This is a genomic window from Streptomyces sp. AC1-42W (genome assembly GCF_003248355.1).
In the GTDB taxonomy this organism is placed as follows: domain Bacteria; phylum Actinomycetota; class Actinomycetes; order Streptomycetales; family Streptomycetaceae; genus Streptomyces.
Genome location: NZ_QKWY01000002.1, coordinates 3,055,896 through 3,082,202 on the forward strand (window position 1 = coordinate 3,055,896; position 26,307 = coordinate 3,082,202).

21 protein-coding genes are annotated in these 26,307 nt (G+C 71.5%); 14 read left to right on the top strand and 7 right to left on the bottom strand.

Going from position 1 to position 26,307, the window contains the following annotated elements; all coding sequences use genetic code 11:
* Window positions 1–59 precede the first annotated feature (59 nt).
* Complete coding sequence (locus tag DNK56_RS31480; protein WP_111339157.1) at window positions 60–1,640, bottom strand: alpha/beta hydrolase; 1,581 nt, start codon at window positions 1,638–1,640, stop codon at window positions 60–62.
* Window positions 1,641–1,935: 295 nt separating this feature from the next.
* Between DNK56_RS31480 and DNK56_RS31485 the strand changes: the two genes are divergently transcribed.
* On the top strand, window positions 1,936–3,591 hold the full coding sequence (locus DNK56_RS31485; RefSeq protein ID WP_111339158.1) for a recombinase family protein: 1,656 nt from the start codon (window positions 1,936–1,938) through the stop codon (window positions 3,589–3,591).
* A gap of 350 nt (window positions 3,592–3,941) precedes the next feature.
* Here the strand turns inward: DNK56_RS31485 and DNK56_RS31490 are convergent, their stop codons facing one another.
* Genes DNK56_RS31490 through DNK56_RS31500 form a run of 3 tightly spaced genes read right to left on the bottom strand, consistent with a single transcriptional unit; the run spans window position 3,942 to window position 5,550 of the window.
* Complete coding sequence (locus tag DNK56_RS31490; protein ID WP_111339159.1) at window positions 3,942–4,787, bottom strand: helix-turn-helix domain-containing protein; 846 nt, start codon at window positions 4,785–4,787, stop codon at window positions 3,942–3,944.
* Window positions 4,788–4,808: 21 nt separating this feature from the next.
* Window positions 4,809–5,324 carry a DUF6879 family protein gene (locus DNK56_RS31495; protein ID WP_111339160.1) on the bottom strand — a complete coding sequence of 172 codons (516 nt, stop codon included), beginning with the start codon at window positions 5,322–5,324 and terminating at the stop codon, window positions 4,809–4,811.
* Window positions 5,296–5,550, bottom strand: coding sequence for a hypothetical protein (locus tag DNK56_RS31500; RefSeq protein ID WP_111339161.1), 255 nt, complete (start codon window positions 5,548–5,550; stop codon window positions 5,296–5,298). Before DNK56_RS31500 ends, DNK56_RS31495 begins: the two co-directional genes overlap by 29 nt.
* Before the next feature lie 377 nt (window positions 5,551–5,927).
* On the opposite strand from DNK56_RS31500, the gene DNK56_RS31510 reads away from it, so the two are divergent.
* From DNK56_RS31510 to DNK56_RS31535, 6 genes are all read left to right on the top strand, one after another.
* The gene (locus DNK56_RS31510; protein ID WP_111339163.1) at window positions 5,928–6,167 is read left to right on the top strand and encodes a DUF7848 domain-containing protein; all 240 of its coding nucleotides are present in this window, start codon (window positions 5,928–5,930) and stop codon (window positions 6,165–6,167) included.
* 143 nt (window positions 6,168–6,310) lie between these two features.
* Window positions 6,311–6,520, top strand: coding sequence for a DUF397 domain-containing protein (locus DNK56_RS31515; protein WP_111339164.1), 210 nt, complete (start codon window positions 6,311–6,313; stop codon window positions 6,518–6,520).
* Window positions 6,521–7,103: 583 nt separating this feature from the next.
* Entirely contained in the window at window positions 7,104–7,547 is a 444-nt protein-coding gene (locus DNK56_RS31520; RefSeq protein ID WP_111339165.1) for an SRPBCC family protein, read from the top strand.
* A gap of 208 nt (window positions 7,548–7,755) precedes the next feature.
* Window positions 7,756–10,224, top strand: a complete 2,469-nt coding sequence (locus DNK56_RS31525; protein WP_111339166.1) for an MFS transporter — start codon at window positions 7,756–7,758, stop codon at window positions 10,222–10,224.
* 155 nt (window positions 10,225–10,379) lie between these two features.
* Window positions 10,380–12,830 carry an ATP-binding SpoIIE family protein phosphatase gene (locus DNK56_RS31530; protein WP_111339167.1) on the top strand — a complete coding sequence of 817 codons (2,451 nt, stop codon included), beginning with the start codon at window positions 10,380–10,382 and terminating at the stop codon, window positions 12,828–12,830.
* Between the two features lie 112 nt (window positions 12,831–12,942).
* A complete protein-coding gene (locus tag DNK56_RS31535; RefSeq protein WP_111339168.1) occupies window positions 12,943–13,662 on the top strand; it encodes a class I SAM-dependent methyltransferase in 720 nt (239 codons plus the stop codon).
* Between the two features lie 96 nt (window positions 13,663–13,758).
* Here the strand turns inward: DNK56_RS31535 and DNK56_RS31540 are convergent, their stop codons facing one another.
* Window positions 13,759–14,694: a LysR family transcriptional regulator gene (locus tag DNK56_RS31540; RefSeq protein WP_111339169.1), complete on the bottom strand. Its 936-nt coding sequence runs from the start codon at window positions 14,692–14,694 to the stop codon at window positions 13,759–13,761.
* Between the two features lie 133 nt (window positions 14,695–14,827).
* Between DNK56_RS31540 and DNK56_RS31545 the strand changes: the two genes are divergently transcribed.
* The 6 genes from DNK56_RS31545 (at window position 14,828) to DNK56_RS31570 (ending at window position 21,581) form a co-directional block, all read left to right on the top strand.
* Window positions 14,828–15,829: an aldo/keto reductase gene (locus DNK56_RS31545; RefSeq protein ID WP_111339170.1), complete on the top strand. Its 1,002-nt coding sequence runs from the start codon at window positions 14,828–14,830 to the stop codon at window positions 15,827–15,829.
* Between the two features lie 101 nt (window positions 15,830–15,930).
* Window positions 15,931–16,764 carry a M55 family metallopeptidase gene (locus DNK56_RS31550; protein WP_111339171.1) on the top strand — a complete coding sequence of 278 codons (834 nt, stop codon included), beginning with the start codon at window positions 15,931–15,933 and terminating at the stop codon, window positions 16,762–16,764.
* Complete coding sequence (locus DNK56_RS31555) at window positions 16,757–18,100, top strand: M20/M25/M40 family metallo-hydrolase (RefSeq protein ID WP_111339172.1); 1,344 nt, start codon at window positions 16,757–16,759, stop codon at window positions 18,098–18,100. The genes DNK56_RS31550 and DNK56_RS31555 overlap by 8 nt, the downstream gene beginning before the upstream one ends.
* A gap of 26 nt (window positions 18,101–18,126) precedes the next feature.
* Entirely contained in the window at window positions 18,127–20,115 is a 1,989-nt protein-coding gene (locus DNK56_RS31560) for a S9 family peptidase (protein WP_111339173.1), read from the top strand.
* Window positions 20,116–20,267: 152 nt separating this feature from the next.
* Complete coding sequence (locus DNK56_RS31565) at window positions 20,268–21,221, top strand: S66 peptidase family protein (RefSeq protein WP_241990147.1); 954 nt, start codon at window positions 20,268–20,270, stop codon at window positions 21,219–21,221.
* 120 nt (window positions 21,222–21,341) lie between these two features.
* Window positions 21,342–21,581: a DUF1049 domain-containing protein gene (locus tag DNK56_RS31570; RefSeq protein ID WP_111339174.1), complete on the top strand. Its 240-nt coding sequence runs from the start codon at window positions 21,342–21,344 to the stop codon at window positions 21,579–21,581.
* Window positions 21,582–21,602: 21 nt separating this feature from the next.
* Here the strand turns inward: DNK56_RS31570 and DNK56_RS31575 are convergent, their stop codons facing one another.
* Both DNK56_RS31575 and DNK56_RS31580 read right to left on the bottom strand, forming a co-directional pair.
* Window positions 21,603–23,471, bottom strand: coding sequence for a transketolase (locus tag DNK56_RS31575; protein WP_111339175.1), 1,869 nt, complete (start codon window positions 23,469–23,471; stop codon window positions 21,603–21,605).
* Between the two features lie 144 nt (window positions 23,472–23,615).
* Window positions 23,616–24,923, bottom strand: a complete 1,308-nt coding sequence (locus tag DNK56_RS31580; protein ID WP_199563564.1) for a cellulase family glycosylhydrolase — start codon at window positions 24,921–24,923, stop codon at window positions 23,616–23,618.
* Window positions 24,924–25,301: 378 nt separating this feature from the next.
* Between DNK56_RS31580 and DNK56_RS31585 the strand changes: the two genes are divergently transcribed.
* Window positions 25,302–26,267 (top strand): ROK family protein, encoded by a 966-nt coding sequence (locus tag DNK56_RS31585; protein ID WP_111339176.1) that lies wholly within the window; start codon window positions 25,302–25,304, stop codon window positions 26,265–26,267.
* Window positions 26,268–26,307: the final 40 nt, after the last annotated feature.

Here is a 26,307-nt window from a genome sequence, read left to right on the forward strand (position 1 = left end):
TGTGCGCGCGGGGGCGCGCACGAACCGGTCGTGCGCGCCCCCGCGGGGGTCTCACCGGGTCAGCCGTGGAAGCCCAGCAGGCCGTGCAGCGTGCTGCCGCGGTCCGGGCGGGCGGCCGGGCGGGCCGCCTTGTCGGCCTCCGGCTCCGGGTCGGGGAGCTTCGGGCAGACCGCGTCCGCGTCGCCCCGGCCGGCGCGCGGCAGGGTGCCGTCGGCGAGGTAGTCCACCAGGTAGCGGTCCAGGCAGTCGTTGCCGCTCAGGGTGATCCCGTGGTTGCCGCCGCCCTGCTCGACGACCAGGCGGGAGCCGCGCAGCTTGCGGTGCAGGGTGACGCCGCCCTCGTACGGGGTGGCCGCGTCGTCGGTGGCCTGGAACAGCAGGGCCGGGGGCAGCTCGTGGTTGGAGACGCGCACCGGGTTCAGCGGCGCTACCGGCCAGTCGGCGCACGGCGCGTTGTACCAGGTGTTGCCCCACGCCATGAACGGCGCCTTCGCGTGCACCCGCCAGGTGTCGTTGCGCCAGATGTTCCAGATGCGCGGCCAGGAGGCGTCCCGGCACTGCACGGCCGAGTAGACCGAGTACCCGTTGTCGCCGTCCGCGTCCACCGCCGCGAACCGTTCGAACGCGGCGACGAGCGGCTTCTCGTCCGCGTCGTTCACATAGGCGGCGAACGCCTCCGCCAGCGCCGGCCAGTAACCGTTGTAGTAGCCGCCGGGCAGGAACGTGTCGTCCAGTTCGCCGGCCCCGACCTTGTCGCCCGCCGGGCGCTTCTTCACCGTGTTCCGCATCCGGTACCAGGCGGCCTCGACCGCGGCCGGGTCGGTGCCCAGGTGGTAGGTGGCGTCGTACTTCGCGACCCAGGCGGCGAACGCCTTGTGCCGGGTGTCGAACGCGTAGTCCTGGGCGAGGTTGTCGTCGTACCAGACGCCGTCCGGGTCCACGTTGGAGTCGAGGACCAGGCGCCGCACCCGCTCCGGGAAGAGCTTGGCGTACACCGCGCCGAGGTAGGTGCCGTAGGAGTACCCGAAGTAGTTCAGCTGCCGGGCGCCGGTCGCGCGCCGGATCACGTCCAGGTCCTTGGCCGCGCTCACCGTGTCCATGTACGGGAGCAGGTCCGGGTACTTCTCGCCGCAGGCGGCCGCGAAGTCACGGGCCCGGTTGCGGTTGATCCGCTCGCCGCCGAGGGACTGCGGCACCGGGTCGGGCCGTACGGGGTCGAAGTACCCCGGCAGGCAGTCCAGGGCCGGCCGGCTCTTCCCGACGCCGCGCGGGTCGAAACCGATCACGTCGTACTGGGCGGCGACCTTCTCCGGCAGCGAGGCGGCGACGAAGGGGGCCATCGACAGGCCGCTGCCGCCGGGGCCGCCCGGATTCACCAGCAGCGGGCCCTGGAAGGTCTTGGCGGTGTGCGGCACCCGGGTCAGGGCGAGGGTGATTCGGCGGCCCGCCGGGTCGTCGTGGTCGAGCGGGGCGCGCACCGTGCCGCACTGGAGCGTCGGGGACGACGCCGTCCCGCAGTCCTTCCAGGTGATCGGCGCGGCGCGGGGTGTGGCGGTGGTGTCCGCGGCGGCCGGGGCGGCGGTCACCAGACCGGCGACCGTCGCCCCGACGGCGAACAGCAAGACTGGACGGTTCGTCATATGGCCTCCCGATACGGGGGAACACGGCTGCGCGGGACGCAGCCCCCGCCGCATGTTCCCCGTATTCGGCGCCGGGAGGGCCCGTTGTGCGGAGAGATAACCCGTTTGCGCGCGGTGTGCGCGGGCGGGTGCTCACAGGAGGGTCAGCTGGGTGGGCTCGGAGTCGTCGAGAACAGGATCGAGAACGGGTTGGCGTGGTCGCGCAGGGCGCTCAGGATGCCGGACATCAGCCGGTAGCGGCCCTCAGCCCGTTGGACACTGGCGACCCCTGCCTCTGACGTGCGAATCTTGGCCCATGAGCACCCCAACCGAAGACACCAGCACCCTGATCGACCTGGTGTGCCGCAAGAGCCAAGCCGTGAAGTCGAAGACCGGGCGCCGGGAAATCTCCGTCAGTGCACAGGAAGCACGGGGGAGACGTACAGCGGCTGAGCTGGGTCTCACCGTGCGGCACGTCTGGCGGGAAGTCGGCAGCGCTAGCCGGTTCCGCCGAAGCAAGAAGGTGGCCCAGCAAGACCTAGCGTTGCAGGCGCTTGAGAAAGGCGAGATTGGTGCCCTTTGGGTATTTCGCCTTGACCGGTGGACGCGGCGTGGGGCAGGAGCAATCCTCAGCATTGTTGAGCCGCAGGACGGACGGCCCCGGCGTTTGCTGGTGGACAACTGCGACGCGAAAAACCCTGGAATCGGGCTGGATTCTGCTAACCCGCGCGACCGCTCGGAATTGATTCGTCATGCCGAGGATGCCCGGGAAGAGACGGAAATTCTTAGTGAGCGTGTGCGGAACGCGAAGACGTTTCAGCGCGACAACGGAGAATGGCTTAACGGCGTGGCCCCCTATGGTCTCAGAATCGTCATGGTCACGACTGGGGACGAAGACGGGGAACAGATCGAAGAGCGCAAGTTGGAGCGTGACACCGAAACATCCGCTGGAATCCCCGGCGAGCCGACAGTGACCAAGCTGGAAATTGCTCGATGGGTTACATACGAAGCTCCTGTTTCCGGGCACGCCAAACGGAAAATCTCCCGGATGCTCAACGATCGTGGCGTTCCGTCGCCGACCGGTGGCACATGGGCTTTTAGTACGGTTGCCAACATGATTGATAACCCTGCCTATGCGGGCTGGCAGGTAACCGGGCGCGAAGACGGAAAGTCCAGGCGGATGCTGTACCGAAATGCAGCTGGTGAGCGAGTCAGTGTTATGGTGGGACCGTCAGTGTTGACCGAAGTCGAGTACAACGCAGCTCAGGCAGCATCCAGGGGAACCGGTCCTGCCATTGATAAAGAATCATGGCGGGCACGTCATGTTCTCACGGATCTCCTTGAATGTGCCGGGTGCGGGTCCTCCGCTACGTGGCGTGGGAAAGGGTATTGTTGCTGGCGCCCGGGTGCGGGGGGAGTGTGTCCGGCCCCGGCGTACGTGGCGCAGAAAGGTGCTGAGGAATACGTCTACATGCGCTGGTCTTCTCGACTAGCAGCGGCTGAGCCCCATGACCGCTTGCTGGCGATTGTGGCGGAGCGCTGGCAAGCCCGACAAGACCCTCAGGCGTCAGAAGATGAAGCAGCCGCGAGGGCGGCTTTGGCAGACGCAGAAGCAGCCCTCAGCCGTCTGTGGAAAGACCGGCGCGCTGGACTCTACGACGGCCCCTCAGAGCGATTCTTTGCCCCGGCGCTGACTGAGGCCAATGAGGCAGTCCTAGACGCACAGAAGACCGTTGAGGAAACGCGCGGACGCGAAGGCGTTGATATTTCGTTCCTTCTCGACACGTCGTATCAACGCGAAGCCTGGGACGATGCAGACGACGCGCTTAAGCGAGACCTTTTGCGGCTCGCTATTCGGCGCATCCGGGTTAAAAAGGCAGACTATCGGGGGCAGGCATTCACTGGCGACGCACGCATGGAAATTATCTGGCATGACGACGAAGGCGTCTATAATATGTCGTCGGTCAAATGACCGAATCACGCCGTATCGGGGACGCGTGGCTCCGCAACGTAGATGAAGGCGCAGATGAGGAGAGCGAAGAGAGTGGGCACCAGGAATATCAAGCATCGTTGAATAGAATCGACCGCTTGGCTGGCGTACTTACGCTTGATACTAACGCTTTCGCGGCCGTTTCCGGAACCTTTCTGAATGACGACGGCACGAGATCGTGCCGGGGCCTTCTGGGTAGACGGAGGAGATCTCTGCCGCCACCTGTACTGGAGCGCCATTGACGCGTTGGCGCACCTTATTGTGAGCCCCGCTCCTGCTGCCTCTACTAGGCAGTCGGTGCGGGGCTCTCTGTGTTTCTGATAGCTGGCGAGTTACGCCAGGGCATCGATAGAAGATGTGATGAGCGCGCGGGCATTCGCGCCGTAGGCAGCAACGTCTTTCAGATTCCCAAACGCCTTGAGGTACAGCGCTACGTCACTCGGCTGGGTTTCCTTGATGGCCGCTGTCAGAGTTTCCACGTGGACGCGCCTACGGTCAAAGATGGTGAACGTTTCCAGCGGCCATGCTGCCCGGGGCGCCGTAAACGGAATGATGCCCAGCGAGACAGACGGAAGTGCCATCACGGACAACAGGTGCCCTAGCTGTGCGGCCATCACTTCCGCGCTGCCGACTCGGTACTTCAAGACTGATTCCTCAACCAGGACAGCGAATCGGTGGTCACCCTCCCGGATGACGTGTGATCGATTCATTCGCGCTGTCACGGCGTCTGACACGTCGTTCGGCGTCCCCCGGAACTCTGCAATTGAAGTCAGCAACGCAGTGGCATATCCGGGTGTTTGGAAGAAGCCGGGCACCACGTTGGAGCAGTACACATGGAATTGCTGCGTCTGCTCGTAGAGGGGTACGCCCGACTCTTGTAGCTGCCTCAGGCCCGTTCGCTGTAGCCGCTTCCACTGGACGTACATGGAATCAGCCTGACGATTGGCGGCAATCAAGTCGTCGGCTTGCTCCGGGACTCCGCACGCCGTGCACCAGGCCCTTATGTCAGCGTCGCTGGGCGGTGTCTTGATGTTCTCGATCCGTGATGACTTTGACTCGCTCCACCCGCACCGGACAGCCAACTCACGTCCCGTGATTCCTGCGTCAAGCCTCATTTCCCGCAACCGACTGGCTACGGCTTCCCTGGCCTCTTGGGCTTTGGGCGAAGGGGATGACATGAGTTGGCTGTCCGGTTGCTCTTAGATCTTGTATTCGCTGTGCGGGATGGCTCGCTGCCAGACCTCTTCGAACGCCCGGCCACAGAGTGCCAACGTGTCGGCGTTCCTGCTGAGTTCGTCCGTGACGTGGCTGCCGTCCCCGGCGAAGTGGTGGAGGCGGATCAGGTTGCCGTCGAACAGCCAGAAGTCATTGGCGGGCACCAGGAAGCCCGTTGCCTGACTCCGGGGCAGCCAGCGCACATCTTCGCCGGCTGTGATGTTGGCGTGCGTGGCGTAGTGCTCCCAGCGGATGTATTCGCTGACCGGCTTTGACACGATGCGGGCACGACGAACGGCGACCCCACGGGCTACGGCGTCCGCAATCGTCTGGTGGAACGGATGCCACCAGGATTCACGGTCGTCCCAGTCGACGCGTTCGCCGCGCTGCCATGCCTCTAGCCGGGGGTTCGTCCCGTAGTCGTCCCGCGCTTCGAAGTGGACGGCAGATTCACGGGTGTTGGCCAGTAGCTCACTGAACGGCGGAACGCTCGACGGCATCGCACGCTTCCCTGATCATCGGCACCATGCGCGCCGGAATCCTGATGACTTCTTCGCTGTCCGGGATTCCTCCCTTGGCCGGGCTGGTCGCCTCACAGGCCGCACGAAGCTCAGGGCTGCCCTTCCAGCCCTGCAATACCAGTTCCCCCGCTTCTTCGTCAGCCCACACGGTCGGGCAGTGCTCAAGGTCGGTGTTCGGGTCGATGCCGACGAACCGTAGCGCCATGACGGCCTCTCTCCGTTTGCGGTTGCCTGAACTTGCATGGCAATCCTGCCAGTTCACTGTGAGCAGTCAAGACGGCCTGCAACGAATCAGCGTGCAAGTCGGTGCAAGTTTGTGGAGCGGGGCGCGTGGCCGGTCGTTGACTGCTCATCAGTCGGCAGGGCACGGATGAGGGGACGGCGGAAGATGGCCAGCAAGACGCAGCAGGACGAGACCACGGACGCCAGTGGGTGGGAGTACACGACCTACGCGCCGAAGGACGAGACGTGCCCGGCCTGCATGAAGCCGATTGGTCCCCTGGAGCGTGTCCGGCGGGGGTCGCTGGAAAGGCAGTCGGGCGCCCCGGTTGTGATCTACCGGCACCTTGGAAAGTGCCCGTCGTGACACGCGCTACCTACCGGTTCCGCGAGCACACGCTGACCCCGGACACCGGCCCCGAGTCCGACCCGTGGCAGTCCGCCATGGAGTGCAAGGGGTGCGGGCGGTGCAGCGAGAAAAGCGAGAGCGCCGAGGACGGCACCGCGTGGGCCGCTGAACATCTCAAGGCCAACCCCGGTCACCTCACGTATCGGGAGGTCATCACGCGCCCTTACCGGTTCGATCCGGGGGAGTGGCTGTGACGACTGGTTCCCGCTAAGTTCCCGGCTCCGTTCGCTGTCGGCAGCGTGCGGGGCGCGGGGCATGTTCCCGCCCCTTTCGTGCTGTCGCCGATTCAGCGCGATCGGGGCGGGCTCCACAACACCGAAGAAGGGAAGTACGCATCATGACCGGACGCCCCGAGTTCGATTTCGTCACGACGGCCGCGTGCCGTGACGCACGCGTGAACAACTGCCCCCAGGTCGCCACCAACGTCCCCGGCGTCGTCGCCTTGCGCGACAGCAACCGGCCGGACATCGTCGTCACGTACACGGCTGCCGAGTGGGCCGACCTGACGGCCGCCATCAAGGGCGGAGAGTTCGACCTGAGCGCCTGAGAGAAGGTCCCGTGAGCCGGTGTCCGCGCTGTGCCGACGAGTGCCCCAGTGACCCCGAGAACGGGTTGCCGTGGTGCGCGCGGTGCGGGGCGTTCTTCGGGCTCTCGTTGCCCGCCTGCCGGGGACTGTGGTGGTCACGCGACGCTGCTACTCGTCAGCCGGTCCGGCGGCGTGAACACTGAGCGGGACGGCTCCCCAGAGGCCCCGTCTGTGCGCTTCCCCGTAGCGCAGGGGCGGGGCCTTTTGCCTGGTCAGCTGCCTCTACTGGCATTGTGCAACCGCCCTCCGCCCGCTGGTAGCGGTCCACGTTGGTGCCCATCGCGATGTGCGCGCCGCGTCGTCACGGCGTCGGCGGCGAAGAGCGCACCCGTACCGCCCGCGGGGCGGTCGGCGCGGTCTTCGGCCAGATTGTCCCAGCGCATGGATGCCTCCTCGGTAGTTCCGGACCGAGAATAGAACACTTGTTCCCATGATCGTTTTTTCCTCTTCGTCCCGGACTCCGTCCGGGGCCGGATTTTGTGCCCGCCCCCCGAGGTGGTTGGCTCAGCACACCCCCGAACAACCGAGTGCTGGAGGAACAGCCATGGCGCAGGTCGAGGCCACGACGGAGCGGATCATCGCGGCGGACGCGGAGGCGGTGTTCGACGCCCTGGCCGACTACAAGGACGTCCGCGGCACCGTGCTGCCCGCCCACTTCAGCGAGTACGAGGTGCGCGAGGGCGGCGACGGCGAGGGCACCCTCGTCCACTGGAAGCTCCAGGCCACCAGCAAGCGGGTCCGCGACTGCCTGCTCGACGTCACCGAGCCGACCGACGGGCAGCTCGTGGAGAAGGACCGCAACTCCTCGATGGTCACCACCTGGGTCGTCACCCCGGCCGGCGAGGGCCGCTCCAAGGCCGTCGTCACGACCGTGTGGAACGGCGCCGGGGGCATCGGCGGCTTCTTCGAGCGGACCTTCGCGCCCAAGGGCCTCGCCCGCATCTACGACGAACTGCTCCAGAACCTCGCCGCCAAGGTCGAGAACTGACGCCGTGACCGGGCGTGCGGGCCGGTCCCGCCCGCACGCCCGGCCTCACCGGTTCGGGTGGTCTTTCGCGGCGTGGTGGTTGTGCGCCGTACTACCTCCGACCGGGGGATACGCCCCCTGAGTGCGCCGCCGGCGCCCCCCTTCGCGTTTGCCCTCACTTGTCGCACGATGCGAGAAATGTGCGGCAGCGCGACGAGGGGAGCGGGACGTGGTGGGTGGGATCACACTGCTGGAGGACGAACCGGGGGGACCGGGGGCCGCCGACGAGGCGTCCGGGGCCGCCCCGCCACCCTCCCCGCCGCCGCCCGCCGCGCGCGAGACCGCCCCGGGGGGCGCGGCCGCGACGGACCCGCGCCGCGTCCGGCTGATCTTCGTCGGGCTGATGCTCACGCTCCTGCTCGCGGCGCTCGACCAGATGATCGTGGCCACCGCCCTGCCGAAGATCGTCGGCGAGCTGCACGGCCTGGAGAAGATGTCCTGGGCGGTCACCGCCTATCTGCTGGCCTCCACGATCGGACTGCCGGTCTACGGAAAGCTCGGCGACCTCTTCGGGCGCAAGGGCGTCTTCCAGTTCGCCATCGTCGTCTTCGTCGTCGGCTCCGCACTGGCCGGCTGGTCCCGCACGATGGACCAGCTGATCGCCTTCCGGGCACTCCAGGGCGTCGGCGGCGGCGGGCTGATGATCGGCGTGCAGGCGATCATCGCGGACGTGGTCCCGCCCCGCGAGCGCGGCCGGTTCATGGGCCTCATCGGCGCCGCCTTCGGCCTCGCCTCGGTGGCGGGACCGCTGCTCGGCGGCTTCTTCACCGACCACGCCTCCTGGCGCTGGTGCTTCTACATCAATGTGCCGTTCGGCCTGGTCACCCTCGCGGTGATCACCGTCGTCCTCAAACTGCCCAGGCCCACCGTGCGGCCCCGGCTCGACATCCTCGGCGCCGCGCTGCTGGCCGCCGCCTCCACCTGCCTCGTCCTGCTGACCAGCTGGGGCGGCACGGAGTACGCCTGGGGCTCGGGCACCATCCTGGGACTGGGCGCCGGAGCCGCCGGAACGACTCTGCTGTTCGTGCTCGTCGAGCGGCGCGCGGCGGAACCGGTCATCCCGCTCCGGCTGTTCCGGGACTCCGTCTTCAACGTCACCGCCCTGGTCGGCGCGGTCGTCGGCGTGGCCCTGTTCGGCGCGGCCAGCTATCTGCCGACCTTCCTCCAGATGGTCGACGGCGCCACCGCCACCGAGTCCGGGCTGCTGATGCTCCCCATGATGGGCGGCATCGTCGGCGCCTCCGTCGTCTCCGGCCAGCTCATCTCCCGTACCGGGCGCTACCGCGTCCACCCGATCGCGGGCAGCGCGGTCTCCGCGGTGGGCATGTGGCTGCTGTCCCGGCTGGAGACCGACACCGGACGCCTCGAATACAGCGTGGCGCAGGCGGTCCTCGGCCTCGGCATCGGGCTGGTCATGCCGGTGCTCGTCCTCGCCGTGCAGAACTCCGTGCGCCCCGCCGACCTGGGCACCGCCACCAGCGCCAACAACTACTTCCGGCAGATCGGCGGCAGCGTCGGCGCCGCCGTCTTCGGCACCCTGTTCGCCGGACGGCTGGCCGACGCGCTCGCTGTACGGCTGCCCTCCGGCGCGGACCTGCCCGACCCGGAGTCGATCACCCCGCAACTGGTGCACGCGATGGACCCCGCGCTGCGGGACGCCTACATCCAGGCGTACGCCGACGCGATGCCCCGGATCTTCCTGTACCTCGTGCCGGTCCTCGTGCTCGGCCTCTTCTTCGCCTTCTTCCTCAAGGAGAAACCGCTGGTGTCCCACAGCCCGGAAACCACCGCAGCACTCGCCCCCGCCGCGGGCCCCGAGACCACCGCCGAAACCGCCCCCATCCCCGCCGCCCGCACCGACCACGCCGCCGGCTACCTCTCCGGCGTCCCGGTCTCCGGCAGCGTCCAGCACTCCGACGGTACGAAGGTGCCGCGCGCCGCCCTCACCCTCATCGACGTCCAGGGCCGGCAGATCGGCCGGGGCGCCAGCGGCGAGGAGGGCCGGTACGCGCTCAGCGTGCCGGGCGCCGGATCGTACGTCCTGATCGCCGCGGCCGGCGGCCACCAGCCCCAGGCCGTCAGCGTCACCGTGGGCGAACGCCCCGTCGAACTCGACGTGGTCCTCGGCGGCGCGGGCCGGCTCGCCGGGGCCGTCCTGACGGCGGACGGCGCGCCCGTGCGGGACGCGGCCGTCACCCTCACCGACGTACGCGGCGAGGTCGTCGCCTCGACCCGCAGCGGCCGCGAGGGCGGCTATGTGATCACCGAACTGGTCGCCGGCGAGTACACCCTCGCCGCGTCCGCCCCGGCGTTCCGGCCCGCCGCGCTCCCGGTCAGCGTGCAGGCGGCCAGGGAGACCCGGCAGGACATCGAGCTGGCCGGCGGCGCCGTGCTGCGCGGCATCGTACGGGCCGGCGGCGGGCGGCCCGTCGAGGACGCCCGCGTCACCCTGCTCGACGCGGCCGGCAACGTCGTCGACACCGTCACCACCGGCCCGGACGGCGCCTTCCGGTTCGTCGACCTCTCCACCGGCGAGTACACCGTGATCGCGGCCGGCTACCCGCCCGTCGCCACCGTCCTCCAGGTCGCCGGCGGCGGCCGCACCGAGCGGGACCTCCAGCTCGGACACGAAGACTGAACACCCCCGAAGCGAAGCGGCGTTGCGCCCCCCGACGCGCGGGGCGCACCACCCCTTCGGGGGATTGGGCCGATAACCGGCGGACGCCGGTCGCGGCCCCGTACCGTGGAGTCACGCGCCGCGGAACGTCGCGGTGAGGAAGGAGCCTCCCCCTCATGGACCTCGGTGTGCCGCCGCAGAGGACACCACAGCCGCGTGACGGCGCGGCGGGCCGGGTACCGCTCGCCGTGGTCGTCGTCGACACGGAGGGCCGTGTCTCGCACTGGTCGACCGGTGCGCGCAAGCTCTTCGGCGTCGCCCGCGAGGACGCGGTCGGCTGCCCGGCGGGCGAACTGCTGCCGGTCTCCGGCGTGTTGGCCGCGTACGGCCCCCTTCCCGCGCCGGACGAGGAGTACGGCCCCGCGCTCGACAGTTCCCTCAGCGGGGACTTCGCCTACCCGGCGGCCGGCCGGGCCCGCGCCGACCGGCCCGGCAGCGAACGCACCGATGTGCTCTGGTGGGCCTATCCGCTCGTCGGACCCGGCCCGGAACGGCTGCTGGTGCTCGCCGCCGACCACGCCCAGCTGCGCGGCACGGACGACGCGGGCCACCCGCGAGCCCGTACGGTCACGCCCGGATTCGCCCGGCACACCGACTTCCCCGGCTACCCGGAACTCTCCGCCCGGCTGCCGGAGATCCTGCCGAACATGAGCGTCCAGGAGGCCACCCGGATCGTCGCCCAGGTCCTCGAACTCGGCTACCCGGTCCTGGAGTTCAGCCACCACGAGCGCATCCCGGTCACCCCGGACTGGGGCGTGCCCAAGCGGGCCGGCGCCCTGCCCGTACCGCAGGACCCGCAGCGGGCCGACGGGACGGCGGCCCCGCGCACCGCGCCCCGGCCCGAGCTGGACCTCGAATACGCGGCGGTCCGCGAACGGCTGGAGTTCCTCAACGAGGTCAGCGGCCGCATCGGCACCTCGCTCGACCTCGAACGCACCATCCGCGAGGTCACCAGCGCCGCCGTCCCCCGCTTCACCGACTTCGCGGGTACGCATCTGCGCGCCGCCGTCCTCGCCGGCGAGGGCTTCCCCGACGGACCGCCCGACGTCACCACCATCTGGCACCGCGTCTGGGTCGAGCACAACGACGAACCGGGCCGCTGGGACGACACCGTGCCGGTGGGCGAGTCCATCGCCTTCCCCGAGCACACCCCGTTCTTCCAGTGCATGGTCACCGGCGAACCCGTCATTGTGCCCTACGTCAGCGAGGAGCTGAGCAACCGGATCTCCGGCGAGTTCGAGAAGCGGGACCTGCGCCCGCTGATCACCCACCGCTCGCTGCTCATCGTGCCGCTCAAGGCCCGCGACGTGGTCCTCGGCTTCATGGTCCTGATGCGCCGCCCCGGCCGCGAGCAGTTCGACGACATGGACCGCACCACCGGCGCCGAACTCGCCGCCCGCGCCGGGCTCGTCCTGGACAACGCCCGCATGTACACCTACCAGGAGAACGTCGCCGACACGCTCCAGGACAGCATGCTGCCCACCGTCGAACCGCGCATGGCCGGCTGCGACATCGCCACCCGCTATCTGCCCGGCACCCGCCTCGGCCGGATCGGCGGCGACTGGTTCGACTCCGTGAAGCTGCCCGGCTCGCGCACCGCGCTGGTCGTCGGCGACGTGATGGGCCACGGCCTCAACTCGGCGGCGATGATGGGCCAGCTGCGGACCGCCGTGCTGACCATGGCCACCATGGAGCTGCCGCCCGCCCAGCTCCTGCGCAACCTCGACGACCTCGCGCAGCGCCTCGGCGAGCAGTACCTCGCGACCTGCCTGTACGCGGTCTACGACCCGATCGCGGGCGAGGTGCAGATCGCCAACGCCGGTCACATCCCGCCCGTGCTGGTCCGCGCGGAGGACGGCCGCGCCGAACTCCTCGACCTGCCGACCGGGGCGCCCATCGGCGTCGGCGGCGTCGCCTTCGAGACCGCCACCGTACGGGTGCGCCCCGGCGACCGGCTGATCCTGTGCACGGACGGCCTGGTCGAGGTGCGCGGCCAGGACATCGGCGCCGGGATCGCCGCGCTCTGCGCCTCCGCCGCCCATCCCGCCGCCTCGATGGACGACGCCTGCGACACCATCATCCGCGCCCTGAACCCCACCGGGGGCCGCAAGGACGACGTCGCCCTGCTGATGGCCCGGCTCAACGGCATCGCGGACGAGGACGTCGCCGAGTGGCAGCTCGCCCTCGACCCGCGCGAGGTCTCCCGCGCCCGCCGCCTGGTGCGCGGCAAGCTGCTCGACTGGGAGCTGCCGGACGCCGTGGAGGCGGCCGAACTGATGGTCAGCGAGCTGGTGACCAACGCCTTCAAGCACAGCCGCAGCCATCACATCGGCCTCCGGCTGGTCCGCACCGACGCGCTGCTGTGCGAGGTCAGCGACGACGAGCCCGCCCCCGCCTCCCTCCTCGGCGTCACCGAGAACGACGAGGGCGGCCGGGGACTCGTCCTGGTGAGCAGCCTCGCCCGCGAGTGGGGCACCAGCGGCACCGCGCGCGGCAAGACCGTCTGGTTCGAACTGGCCCTGCCCCGCGACCCGCGCGGACTGCGGCGCCGGCCCAACAGCCGCTGACGAAAGGGAGATCGCCCCTCATTTCGGTCCCGCACCCTTGCCCCGGAGCCCCTTTGGGCAGTAGTCCCTGGCTGAGCAGATCAGGCAGGCACGACGGGACTCGGGAGTACGCATGGGTGTGTCACAGCAATACCGCGAGGCGTGGGAGGGCTACTGGGCGGCCACGTCCGACGAGCCGGGCGAGGCGATCTGGGACGCCGTCGCGGACCTGAGCGCCGTCCCGCACAGCAGGCTGCTCCTGCCGTACGCGGACACCGCGCTGCCCGTCGTGGACCTCGGCTGCGGCAGCGGTACACAGACCCGCCACCTCGCCACGCTCTTCCCCCGCGCGATCGGGGTGGACCTCTCGTACGCGGCGGTCGAGCACGCCCGCAAGGCGGACACCGGGCAGGTCGCCGAGTTCGAACGGCTCGACCTCACCGACTCCGACGCCGTGCGCGCCCTGCACGAGCGGATCGGCGACACCAATGTGTACATGCGGGCGGTGATCCACCAGAGCGACCCCGAGGCACGTCCGGCCGTCGCCGCCGCCGTGGCCACCCTGCTGGGCGAACGCGGCCGGGCCTTCGTCGTCGAGCTGACCCCCGCCTCCAAGGACGTGCTGCGACGCGCCTCCCAGGGGCCGGACGGGCCGGGGCCGAAGCTGCGCCGGGTCCTCGAACACGGGCTCAAGCCGGCGAGCGCCACCGAGCAGGAGGTGCCCGAGCTGCTGAAGGCGGCCGGGCTCACCACGCTGGACAGTGGCGAAACGGTCCTGCCGCAGACGGAGAACCTGCCGGACGGCACCCGGATCGACCTGCCGGCGAGGTGGTTCGTCCTGACCGCGGGCTGACCGGGAGGAGGCGGGGGAGGGGCGGGCCCGGCATCGCGGCAACGCCCCTCCCGGCCCGGGCATCGGGGAACCGCCCCCCCGGCCCCAGGGCATCCCTCAGCCCCCGCCCTCCGCCGCGTCGCCCTCCTCCCGCAGCAGCGCCATCAGCGCCCGAGCCCCCGGACTCATCGCCCGCGCCTCCGGGAGCACCACCGAACTCTCGTAGTACGGCACCTCCGCCCCGCACCCTGCCCCGCACGCCTCACCCGCCCCGTCGAGCCGCACCACCGCCAGCCCGCGCGCCTCCGGCTTGCGCGAGAAGTGGTGCGGGACGAGCGCGATCCCCAGCCGCTCCCGGACCAGCTCCAGCAGGCTGTGTACGTCGGTCACCTCCAGGGCCACCGTGCGCCGCACCCCCGCCGCCGCGAACGCCGCGTCGGCCGCCCGGCGCGGCCCGAAGTCCGGGTGGAAGTCGATGAACGGCTCACCGGCCGGCTCCGCCCACCCCGCCCGGTCCGCCGCCGCCAGCCGGTGGTCCGGCGCACACAGCAGCACCAGGGGCTCGCGGGCCAGCGGCACCAGCTCCCCGCGCCGGCCCGCCCGGTCCACCGTCGCGGCGAAGGCGATGTCCAGCCGGCCGCCCGCCACCCCGTCCACCAGCCGCGCCGTGCCCTCCTGGCGCAGCCGGATGTCCATGTGCGGGTGCGCGCGGTGGAAGGCGGCCAGCAGCCGGGGCAGCCGCAGCCCGGCCACGCACTGCTCCACCCCCACCGACAGGGTGCCGCGCAGCAGCCCCCGTACCGCGTCCACCGCCTCCTTCGCGGCCCGCACCCCGGCCAGGGTCCGTTCGGCCTCGACCAGCAGGGCGCGCCCCGCCTCGGTCAGCCGTACGCTGCGCGTGGTCCGGCTGAACAGCGGTGTCCGCAGCTCCTGCTCCAGCGCCCGCACGGAGGCGGAGAGACCCGACTGCGAGACGGCGACCCGCTCCGCCGCCCGGGTGAAATGCCGTTCCTCGGCAACGGCCACGAAATGTTCCAGCTGGCGCAACTCCATGATTGAGAACTCTAGGGACTGAATCCAAGCGGAATCTCCTGTTGGACCGCTGGATCGAAGTGAGCGAGCCTGGGAGCGGCGCCCGTACCCCCGTCCGGGCGAATCCGGAACGTCTCTCCCCGTGGAGCCCCGCATGTACATCCCGTCCGCCGACCGCTACGACCACATGCCCTACCGGCGCACCGGGCGCAGCGGCCTCAAGCTGCCCGCGCTCTCGCTCGGCCTGTGGCACAACTTCGGCGGGGACCGGACACCGCAGCGGCAGGGCGAGATCCTGCGCCGCGCCTTCGACCTGGGCATCACCCACTTCGACCTGGCCAACAACTACGGCCCGCCGCCCGGCTCCGCCGAGACCGCGATGGGCCGGGCGCTCGCCACGGACTTCGCCGCCCACCGGGACGAGATCGTCGTCTCCACCAAGGCCGGCTACCTCATGTGGGACGGCCCGTACGGCGAGTGGGGCTCGCGCAAGAACCTGCTGGCCTCGCTGGACCGGAGCCTGACCCGGCTCGGCCTGGACTACGTCGACATCTTCTACTCGCACCGGCCCGACCCCGAGACCCCGCTCGAAGAGACCATGGGCGCGCTCGACGCGGCGGTGCGCCAGGGCAAGGCGCTCTACGTCGGCGTCTCCAACTACTCACCCGAGCAGACCCGCGAGGCCGCCCGCATCCTCAAGGACCTGGGCACCCCGCTCCTCATCCACCAGCCGCGCTACTCGATGCTCGACCGCCGGCCGGAGGAGGGGCTGCTCACCGCCCTGGACGAGCTGGGCATCGGCTCCATCGCCTACTCGCCGCTGGAGCAGGGCATCCTCACCGACCGCTACCTCGACGGCATCCCGGAGGACTCCCGGGCCGCCGGCAACAGCCCGTTCCTGTCGGCCGAAGCGGTCACGCCGGACCTGCTGTCCCGGCTGCGCGAGCTGAACGGACTCGCCGCCGCGCGCGGCCAGTCGCTCGCCCAGCTGGCGCTGGCCTGGGTGCTGCGCGGCGGCCGCGTCACCTCCGCGGTGGTCGGCGCGAGCAGCGTCGCCCAGCTGGAGAACAACGTCGCCGCCGTCGGCAACCTGGACTTCGACGACAGCGAACTCGCCCGGATCGAGAAGGTCCTGAAGGGCGCCCGGCGCGGCTGACACCCCGCCGCACCGGCTGCCGCGGGACGCCACTGGACTGGACCTGTGGCGTCCTCGGCAGCCCTGGCCCGCGCGTTCCCCGGCGCGTACCGTGTGGCCGCATGAAGATCCTCGTCAGCGCCGACATGGAAGGCGCCACCGGCGTGACCTGGCCGGCGGACGTGCTGCCCGGCACCCCGCAGTGGGAGCGGTGCCGCTCCCTGTTCACCTCCGACGTCAACGCCGCCGCCCTCGGCTTCTACGACGGGGGAGCGGACGAGGTGCTGATCAACGAGGCCCACTGGTCCATGCGCAACCTGCTCCTCGAACGCATGGACGAGCGCGTCCAGATGCTCACCGGCAAGCACAAGTCGCTCAGCATGGTCGAGGGCATCCAGCACGGCGACGTGGACGCCATCGCCTTCGTCGGCTACCACACCGGAGCCGGTACAGAGGGCGTCCTCGCCCACACCTACCTCGCCAACTCCATCACCGGCGTCTGGCTGAACGGCGTACGCGCCAGTGAGGGCCTGCTCAACGCCCATGTCGCCGCCGAGTACGGCGTGCCCGTCGTCCTGGTCACCGGGGACGACCTGACCTGCGCCGACGCCCAGGGGTACGCCCCCGACGCGCAGAAGGTCGCCGTCAAGGACCATGTGTCGCGGTACGCGGCCGTCTGCCGCACCCCCGCCCGGACCGCCGCCGACATCCGGGCCGCCGCCGCCCGCGCCGTCCCGCTGGCCGGCCGGTACACCCCGGTCGAGGCCGGGCCGTTCACCGTGGAGCTGGAGTTCGACGCCGAACACCTCGGCGCGGCGGCCACCGTCGTCCCCGGCGTCGCCCCGAGCGGCGAGAGGCGGGTCTCCTACACCAGCGCGACGATGTACGAAGGTATCCGCACGTTCAAAGCGGTGACGACTATCGTCTCGTCCGCCGTGGAGGAGCAGTATGGCTGAGCCGGCCGCCCCCCAGGACTCCGTCGACGCCCTCGCGCTCGACGAAGCGGTGACGTTCACCTCCGAACTGATCCGCATCGACACCACCAACCGGGGCGACGGCGAGTGCCGCGAACGCCCCGCCGCCGAGTACACCGCCGAACGGCTCGCCGCCACCGGCCTGGAACCCGCGCTCCTGGAACGCACCCCCGGCCGCACCAACGTCGTCGCCCGCATCCCCGGCACCGACCCGGCCGCCCCCGCGCTCCTGGTCCACGGCCACCTGGACGTGGTGCCCGCCGAGGCCGCCGACTGGACCGTGCACCCCTTCTCCGGCGAGGTGCGCGACGGCATCGTATGGGGGCGCGGCGCCATCGACATGAAGAACATGGACGCGATGGTCCTGGCCGTCGTCCGCTACTGGGCCCGCGCCGGCATCCGCCCCCGCCGCGACATCGTCATCGCCTACACCGCCGACGAGGAGGCCAGCGCCGACGACGGCTCCGCCTTCCTCGCCGACCGGCACGCCGGCCTCTTCGACAGCTGCACCGAAGGCATCAGCGAGTCCGGCGCCTTCACCTTCCACGCCGCGCCCAACCTGCCGCTCTACCCCATCGCGGCCGGCGAACGCGGCACCGCATGGCTCAGGCTCACCGCGCGCGGCACCGCAGGCCACGGCTCCAAGGTCAACCGGGCCAACGCCGTCACCGCGCTCGCCGCGGCCGTGGCCCGGATCGGCGCCCACGAATGGCCCGTCCGCCTCACCCCCACCGTCCGCGCCGCGCTCACCGAGATCGCCGCGCTCCACGGCATCCACCCCGACCTCGACGCCCCCGGCTTCGACGTCGACGAACTCCTCGGCAAGCTGGGCCCGGCCGCCGCCCTCGTCGCACCCACCGTCCGCAACAGCTCCAACCCGACGATGCTGGAAGCCGGTTACAAGGTCAACGTCATCCCGGGCCGGGCCACCGCCCACATCGACGGCCGGACCGTCCCCGGCGGCGACGACGAGTTCCGCGCCACCCTGGACCGGCTCACCGGCCCCGCCGTCGACTGGGAGTTCCACCACCGCGAGGTCGCCCTCCAGGCCTCCGTCGACTCACCCACGTACGCCAAGCTCCGCGCCGCCGTCGAACGCTTCGCCCCGGACGGGCACGTCGTGCCGTACTGCATGTCCGGCGGCACCGACGCCAAGCAGTTCTCCCGGCTCGGCATCACCGGCTACGGCTTCTCGCCGCTGAAACTGCCCGCCGGCTTCGACTACCAGGCCCTCTTCCACGGCGTGGACGAACGTGTCCCCGTGGACGCGCTGCACTTCGGCGTCCGGGTCCTGGACCACTATCTGCGTACCGCCTGAACCACCTCCGGGGGAGACCGACACCCATGCCGACGACACAGCCCTACGGCAGCTGGCCCTCACCGATCGACGCCGCGCTCGCCGCCTCCCACGACGGCCGCCCCGAATACGCGGGCGCGGTCGGCGACGAACTGTGGTGGACCGCGCCGCGCCCCGCCGAGGCCGGCCGGCGCACCCTCGTCCGCCGCGAGGAGGACGGCACCACCACCGAACTGCCCGCCCCCTGGAACGTGCGCAGCCGCGTCATCGAGTACGGCGGACAGCCCTGGGCCGGCACCGAACGCGCCGAGGGCGGCCCCCTGATCGTCTTCGTCCACTTCGACGACCAGCGGCTGTACGCCTACGAGCCCGACGGCGACCGCGACCCCTGGCCGCTCACCCCGGTGTCCGGCGTCGGCGGCGGACTGCGCTGGGCCGACCCGCGCCCGCACCCCGGCCGGGGCCCGGCGGGCGAGGTCTGGTGCGTCCTGGAGGAGTTCACCGGCGACGCGCCCGGCGCCGTGCGCCGCGTCCCGGCCGCCGTACCGCTCGACGGATCGGCGGCCGGCGACCGCTCCGCCGTCCGCGAACTCACCGCCGAACGCCACCGGTTCGTCACCGCCCCCGAACTCTCCGTGGACGGCCGCCGCGCCGCCTGGATCGGCTGGGACCACCCCCGTATGCCCTGGGACGGCACCGACGTCCTCCTCGCGTCCGTCGCGGACGACGGCACCTTCCACGACGTACGCACCGTGGCCGGCGGCCCCGAGGAGTCCGTGCCGCAGATCCAGTGGACCGGCGACGGCCGGCTGCTGCTGGCGAGCGACCGCAGCGGCTGGTGGAACCTCCACCGGCTCGACCCCGACAGCGGCGTGAGCGAGGAACTCTGCCCCCGCCGGGAGGAGTTCGCCGGACCGCTGTGGAAGATCGGGCTCGTCTGGTTCCGCGCCCTGGACAACGGGCTCGTCGCCACCCTCCACGGCACCGGCACCACCACGCTCGGCATCCTCGACCCGGAGACCGGCGAACTCGTGGACATCGCGGGCCCCTGGACCGAGTGGGTGCCGACGCTCACCGTGCGCGGGACCAGGGTCACCGGCGTCGCCGCGAGCCCGCACAGCGGCTACGAGATCGTCGAACTGGACACCGCGACCGGCCACACCCGGATCATCGGCGCCCCGCACGAGGACGCCGTCGACCCGGCCTACTACCCCGAGCCCGTCCTGCGCACCTTCACCGGACCCGGCGGCCGGGAGATCCACGCCCAGATCTACCCGCCGCGCAACCCCGCCCGCACCGGCCCCGACGGTGAACGGCCGCCCTACGTGGTCTGGGCGCACGGCGGGCCCACCGGCCACGCCGCGCTCGTCCTGGACCTGGAGATCGCCTACTTCACCTCGCGCGGCATCGGCGTCGCCGAGGTCAACTACGGCGGCTCCGCCGGATACGGCCGCGCCTACCGCGACCGGCTGCGCGAGCAGTGGGGCGTCGTGGACGTGGAGGACTGCGCCGCCGTCGCCGGGGCGCTCGCCGCCGAGGGCACCGCCGCCCCGGACCGGCTCGCCGTCCGGGGCGGCAGCGCCGGCGGCTGGACCAGCGCCGCATCCCTGACCGGCACCGACGTCTACGCCTGCGGCACGATCCTCTACCCCGTCCTCGACCTGACCGGCTGGGGCACCGACGAGACCCACGACTTCGAGTCCCACTACCTGGAATCCCTCGTCGGCCCCCTGGCCGAGGTCCCCGAGCGCTACCGGGAACGCTCCCCGGTCGGCCGCACCGACCGGCTCACCGTGCCGTTCCTGCTGCTCCAGGGCGAGGACGACCCCATCTGCCCGCCCGTGCAGTGCGAGCGCTTCCTCGCCGCCGTCGAGGGCCGGGGCATCCCGCACGCGTACCGCACCTACCCCGGCGAGGGCCACGGCTTCCGCCGCGCGAGTACCATGATCGACGCGTTGGAGTCCGAACTCTCGCTGTACGCGCAGGTGTTCGCCTTCGACCGGCCGGACGTGCCCGCCCTGGAGCTGGAGCGGTGATCCTCGGGGGTGTCTGGCAAACCCCCGCGGCGTCGCGGCGTCTGGCACGCACGCTCGCGGCGTTGCCGAAAAGTCCTGGTAGCTCCGCTACAAGGACTCTCCGGCGCCTTGCGATCGCACGCACCAGACGCCGCTCCTTCCTCCACGGGGGTTTGCCAGACACCCCCCTGACCCCACTGACCCGCCCCGCTCGGCTGCGGCCGGGGGCGCGGGTCGCCGTGGTGTCGCCGAGCGGGCCCGTCCCCGCCGAGCGGCTGGCGGCCGGTCTGGACATCCTGCGCGGCTGGGGCCTCGACCCCGTGCCGATGCCGCACGCGCTCGACGCGCACCGCGACCTCGACTACCTCGCCGGGCAGGACGAGGCCCGCGCCCGCGACCTCCAGGACGCCTGGTGCGACCCGTCCGTGGCCGCGGTGATCTGCGCACGCGGCGGCTACGGCGCGCACCGCATGGTCGACCTGGTGGACTGGGCGGCGATGCGCGCGGCCGGCCCCAAGGTGTTCGTCGGCTACAGCGACATCACCGTGCTGCACGAGGCGTTCGCCCTGCGGACCGGGACCGCGACCCTGCACGGGCCCTTGGTGGGCGCCGAGACCTTCCTCAAGGACCCGCGCACCCAGGAGTCGCTGCGCGCCACCCTGTTCGCACCCGAGACCGTGCGCACCCTGGGCCTGGAGGAGGCGCGGGCACTCGTGCCGGGCCGGGCGCGCGGCATCACGTACGGCGGCTGCGTCAGCCTGCTCGCCGCCGACCTGGGCACCCCGCACGGCCGTACCTCCGGCCGGGGCGGGCTGCTGGTCGTCGAGGACACCACCGAGGACCCGTACCGCCTCGACCGCATCCTCACCCAACTGCTGCGGTCCGGAGCGCTGGACGGCGTCGCCGGGATCGCCTGCGGCTCCTGGGCGGGATGCGGGCCGTACGAGAAGGTGCGCGCGGTGCTCGCCGACCGGCTCGGGCCGCTGGGCGTCCCGGTCGTCGAGGAACTGGGCTTCGGGCACGGCCCGACCGGGCTGACGATCCCGCTCGGCGTCCCGGCCGTGCTGGACGCCCCGGCCGACGGCGGCCCCGCCACCCTCACGCTCGACGTGCCCGCACTGCGCTGACCAGCCCCTTCCCCCGCCCCGTCACCCGAACGGCCGAACATCTACGGCCTCGGGGACGGGCCCGGCGCCATCCTGGAGCCCCTGGGCGACGGCCCCTCCGGGCCGGGAAAGGGGCTGCTCATGAGCCCGAAGGACGTATCGAGCAGCGGGAAGGGCGGCAGCGGGGCCTTCACTCCGGGCCGCATCCTCGTTCTCGTGGTCGCGGTCCTGTCGATCGTGTTCATCGCCGAGAACACCAAGGACGTCGAGGTCCGCCTCATCGTGCCATTGGTGACGGCCCCGCTCTACGTGTGGCTGGTCGTGATGTTCGTCGCGGGCATGGCCTGCGGCGCGTACGTCTTCCGCAGGCGCGCCAAGTAGCACCGCGCCGCTCGACGCCGACTACCCGACCAGGCGCCGCGCCGCCTCCGCGATGTGCGTGCGGGAGATCCCCGCCGCGTCGAGCAGTTCCGCCGTGGTGCCGGACCCGGGCAGGTTGCTCCCCGAGAGGTGGACGAAGCCCGGGTGGCTGCCGGACTCCGCGAGCGACGACAGCACCGCCTCGCCGATCCCGCCCTCCGGGTGGTGGTCCTCCACCACGACCAGGGCCCCGGTCTCCCGGGCCGCGAGAGCCAGCGCGTCGGCGTCCACCGGCTTCACCGAGTACAGGTCGATGACACGGGCCGCCACGCCCCGCTCGGCCAGCAGGTCGGCGGCGGCCAGGCACTCGTGGAGCGTGACCCCCGCACCGACCAGGGTGACCCGGTCGTCGTCGCCGCGGCGCAGCGTCTTGGAGCCGCCCACCGGGAACGTCTCCCCGCTCCTGTACAGCACCGGGTAGGCGCCGCGCGTGGTGCGCAGGTACGAGATGCCGTCGATGTCGGCCATCGCCACCGTCAGGGCCGCCGCCGAGGTGGCGTCGCTCGGGTAGAGCACCGTCGAGCCGCGCACCGCGCGCATCATCGCCAGGTCCTCGACGCCCATCTGCGAGGGGCCGTCCGCACCGATCTCCACCCCGCTGTGGGTGCCGCACAGGGCCATCGTGATGTCGGATACGGCGGCCATCCGGATGAAGTCGTGCGCGCGGGTCAGGAACGCGGCGAAGGTGGTGGCGTACGGGCGGTAGCCACGCACCGCCATGCCCACCGCCTCGGCGACCATCTGCTGCTCGGCGATGTACGTCTGGAAGAACCGGTCCGGGTACGCCTTGCCGAAGTCCTCCGAGTGCGTGGAGTTGCCCACCTCCGCGTCCAGGGCGACGACCTCCGGCCGGACCCCGAGCGCGACCAGCGCCTTCCCGAAGGCGACGCGGGTGGCGACCGCCTCGCCCTTCTCGAAGCGCGGCAGCTCCACGGTGCCACCGCCGCGCGCGGGGGCGGGCGCGGCCTGCGGCGGCCGGGGCCCGGTCACCCGCAGATCGCGGACGCCGCCCAGCTCCCCGACCGCGCGGGCGGCCAGGTCCTCGGGCAGCGGCTTGCCGTGCCAGCCCTCCTTGTCGGCGACCTCGCTCACCCCGCGCCCCTTGACGGTCCTCGCCACGATCACGGTGGGGGCGCTGCCGTCCGCCGCGGTCGTCAGGGCCCGGTCCACAGCGGTCAGGTTGTGGCCGTCCACGACGAGGGCGCGGCAGCCGAACGCCTCCGCGCGGCGGGCGTAGGTGCCGGTGTCCCACTCCAGCTCGGTGGGGCCGGACTGCCCGAGCCGGTTGACGTCGATGATCGCGGTGAAGTTGCCGAGCCCGTGCTGCCCGGCCTTGTCCAGGGCCTCCCACACGGACCCCTCGGCCATCTCGCTGTCGCCGCACAGCACCCACACCCGGTACGGCTGCTTCTCCAGGTCCCGCCCGGCGAGCGCGATGCCCACGCCGTACGCGATGCCCTGGCCCAGCGAGCCGGTCGCCACGTCCACCCAGGGCAGCTCGGGCGTGGGGTGGCCCTGGAGCCGGTGGCCGAAGCGGCGGTACGTCGTCATCAGCTCCTCGTCGCCGATGGCGCCGGCCGCCTTGAACATGGCGTAGAGCAGCGGCGAGGCATGGCCCTTGGAGAAGATCAGGTGGTCGCCGGCCGGATTGTCGGGGGCGTCCCAGTCGTAGCGCAGGTGGCGGGTCATGAGGACGGCCATCAGATCGGCCGCGGACAGGCTGGAGGTGGGATGCCCGGAGCCGGCCGATGTGCTGGCGCGCACCGAGTCCACCCGTAGCTGCTGGGCGAGCTCGAAGACCTCGGAGAGGTCGCTGTCGGGGCCGAGCGCGGTGGTCTGTTCGGTGGTCATGGGGCCGGACCTTTCGTACGGAGTCGGACGACGGAACGGGTTCCCGAATCCGCCGGTTCCCTCACCTTCCGGACGCAGGTTGCCTCTTTTGCGCAGTACGGCTCCGCCGGCCGGTGACCGCGCACCGGCCGGCGGAGCCGCCCGTCAGAAGTCGGCCGCGCTGCCCCGGACGGCGCACGAGCGGCTGTTCTCCCAGCCCCAGCCGTCGCCGTCCGGGTCCGATGAGGCGCTCGCGCAGTACGGGTAGCCGTTGGGCGCGGTACCGCCGGTGTTGCCGCCGGTGTCCGGCGCGCTGCCCCGGACGACGCAGGACCGGCTGTTCTCCCAGCCCCAGCCGTCCCCGTCCGGGTCGGACGAGGCGCTCGCGCAGTACGGGTAGCCGTTCGGTGCCGTGCCGGTGTCGCCGCCGCCCTCGTTGCCACCCGGACCGTCGCCGTAGACGGTGGCCCGCACGGACGTGGCGGCGATGCCGTCGTCGCCGTGGAACAGCCGCTCGCCCCAGGCGGTCAGCGCGTTCGGGTCGAAGCCGCTGACCAGGTCCAGATATTCGACGCCGCTGCCGTTGCCGCTCCACGACCAGCCGAGGTAGCCCAGCCGGAGGGACCGCGCGGTCGCCATGATGGCGTCCTCGTCGGGGTTGCCGTCGCTGTGCTCGTTCCCGAACTCGCCGACGACGATGGGCAGTCGGTTGTTCACGAAGTGGTTCAGGTAGTCGCGCACCTCGGCGGCCGTGTCGTAGACCCCGTACATGTGGATGGAGAAGACGGTGTTCCGGTCGGGGTCGGCGGCGAAGACCGACGCGGCGTTGTCCCGCATCGTGCCGGACCAGTCCTGGCCCCAGTTGGGCGCGTCCACCATCAGGGCGTGCCGCAGACCGGCGGCGCGGAGCTTGCCGATGGCGTTCTTCGTCGCCGAAGTCCACTGCGTGTAGCCGGAGTTGCCGAAGGGCTCGTTGCCGATGTTGACGACGACGTAGTCCTCCTGGCCCACCAGCGCGCTCTTGACGCCGATCCAGTAGTCCGCCGCCCTGTCCAGCGAGGTGGCGGCGGAGTCCTCGCCGTAGCCGGTGGTGTCGTGCACCTCCAGGACGCAGATGACCTCGGCCGCCTTGCAGCGGGCGATGAGCGAGGAGACCTCGGACGTACTGGTCCTCGTCCAGCGGTCGCCGCTGCCGAGGACGACGCGCACGGTGTTGGCGCCCTTGGCGGCGATGTCGGCGATGGCGTCCGTCTGTTCCGGGTACCAGGCGTGGGCGTGGTTGACGCCGCGCATCACGAACTCGCTGCCGTTCGCCTCGTACAGCCGCCCGTCGCTGACATGGAGGCCCGTTCCGGCGGTGGTGGCCGCCTGGGCCGCCGCGGCGGGGCCCAGGAGGGACAACGGGGCGGCCGTCATCCCGGTGGCCAGCGCGGTCACGGTGGCGAGCAGGGCGCTGCGGGGTGGTCTCTTCATGGCTCTCCTCAAAGGGGTGAGAGGCGCCCGCTCCGGTGGGACAACGTTGTCAACCGTGGTGGGGCGCGACTGACGGCGGAGCGGGCTGCGGGGATGCCGGGATCGAATGCCCGACAGGGGACCGGGCCGCGGTGCGATTTTCCGCCCCGGCCCGTTGTCGCCCTCATATGAGGCCCTGAATGTTCCAGCCATGTCAATAGATGTGTCGCCCGCTCTTCGCGTCCCGTCAGTGCGCACCAGTGAATTCACTGCCGCTTTTCTTCGTGGCACATCACTAAACTTTTACTGAACTAAACCGGACGACTAGACAACGTTGTCACGGGGCGGCAGAGTACGGCTGGGGAGCGATGCGCGCTCTCCCTGGAAGGGCGGAACACGATGGTGTACGGAGCACTTGACATCGGCGGGACGAAGATCGCCGGAGCGCTCGTCGACGAGGACGGCCAGGTGGTCGTACGGGCACAGCGCGCCACCCCGGCGCGACGGCCGGCCGGGGAACTGGCCGCCGCCGTCACGGCCGTGCAGGACGAACTGGCGGCGCATCCGGCGTGGGCGGACCTCAGCTGCTTCGGCATAGCGAGCGCGGGCCCGGTGGACGCAGTCGCCGGCACGGTGAGTCCGGTCAACATCCCGGCCTGGCGCGGCTTTCCGCTGGTCGAGCTGGTGCGTACGCATCCGGCGACGCCGGCGGGCATCCGGCCCGTGCTCGTCGGGGACGCGGTGGCGATGACCGCCGCCGAACACTGGCGCGGCGCGGCGCGCGGCGTCGCCAACGCCCTGTGCATGGTGGTCTCCACCGGGGTGGGTGGCGGGCTCGTCCTGGACGGCCGGGTGCACGGGGGCCGCACGGGCAACGCCGGTCACATCGGCCACATCACGGTGGACCTCGACGGGCCGCTCTGCCCCTGCGGCGCGCCCGGCTGCGTGGAGACCCGTGCCAGCGGCACCGCCATCGCCGCCCACGCCCGCGCCCTCGGCTGGACCGCCCCGCCGGGCGTGCGGCCCGACGCCGCCGCGGTCGCCGGCGCGGCCGGGAACGGCGACGCGCGGGCGCGGGCCGCCTTCGACCGCGCCGCACGGGCCCTGGCCGCCGCGATCGCCGCCACGACGGCCCTCGTCGAACTGGACCGCGTGGTCATCGGCGGCGGGGTGGCCCAGGCGGGGGAGACCCTGTTCGCGCCCCTGCGCCACCACCTGGCGCGCTACGCGGTCCTGGACTTCGTCCGCGGCGTACCGGTGGTGCCGGCCGCGCTGGCCCTGGACGCGGGCCTCATCGGCGCGGCGGCGACGGCGTCCGCCGACAGGGGCGCGGGAGCGGGACACGCACCGGCGCTTCTGCCCTGACCGGCCCCGTACCCGCCCCGCCGTGCGGGCAGCGCGCCCG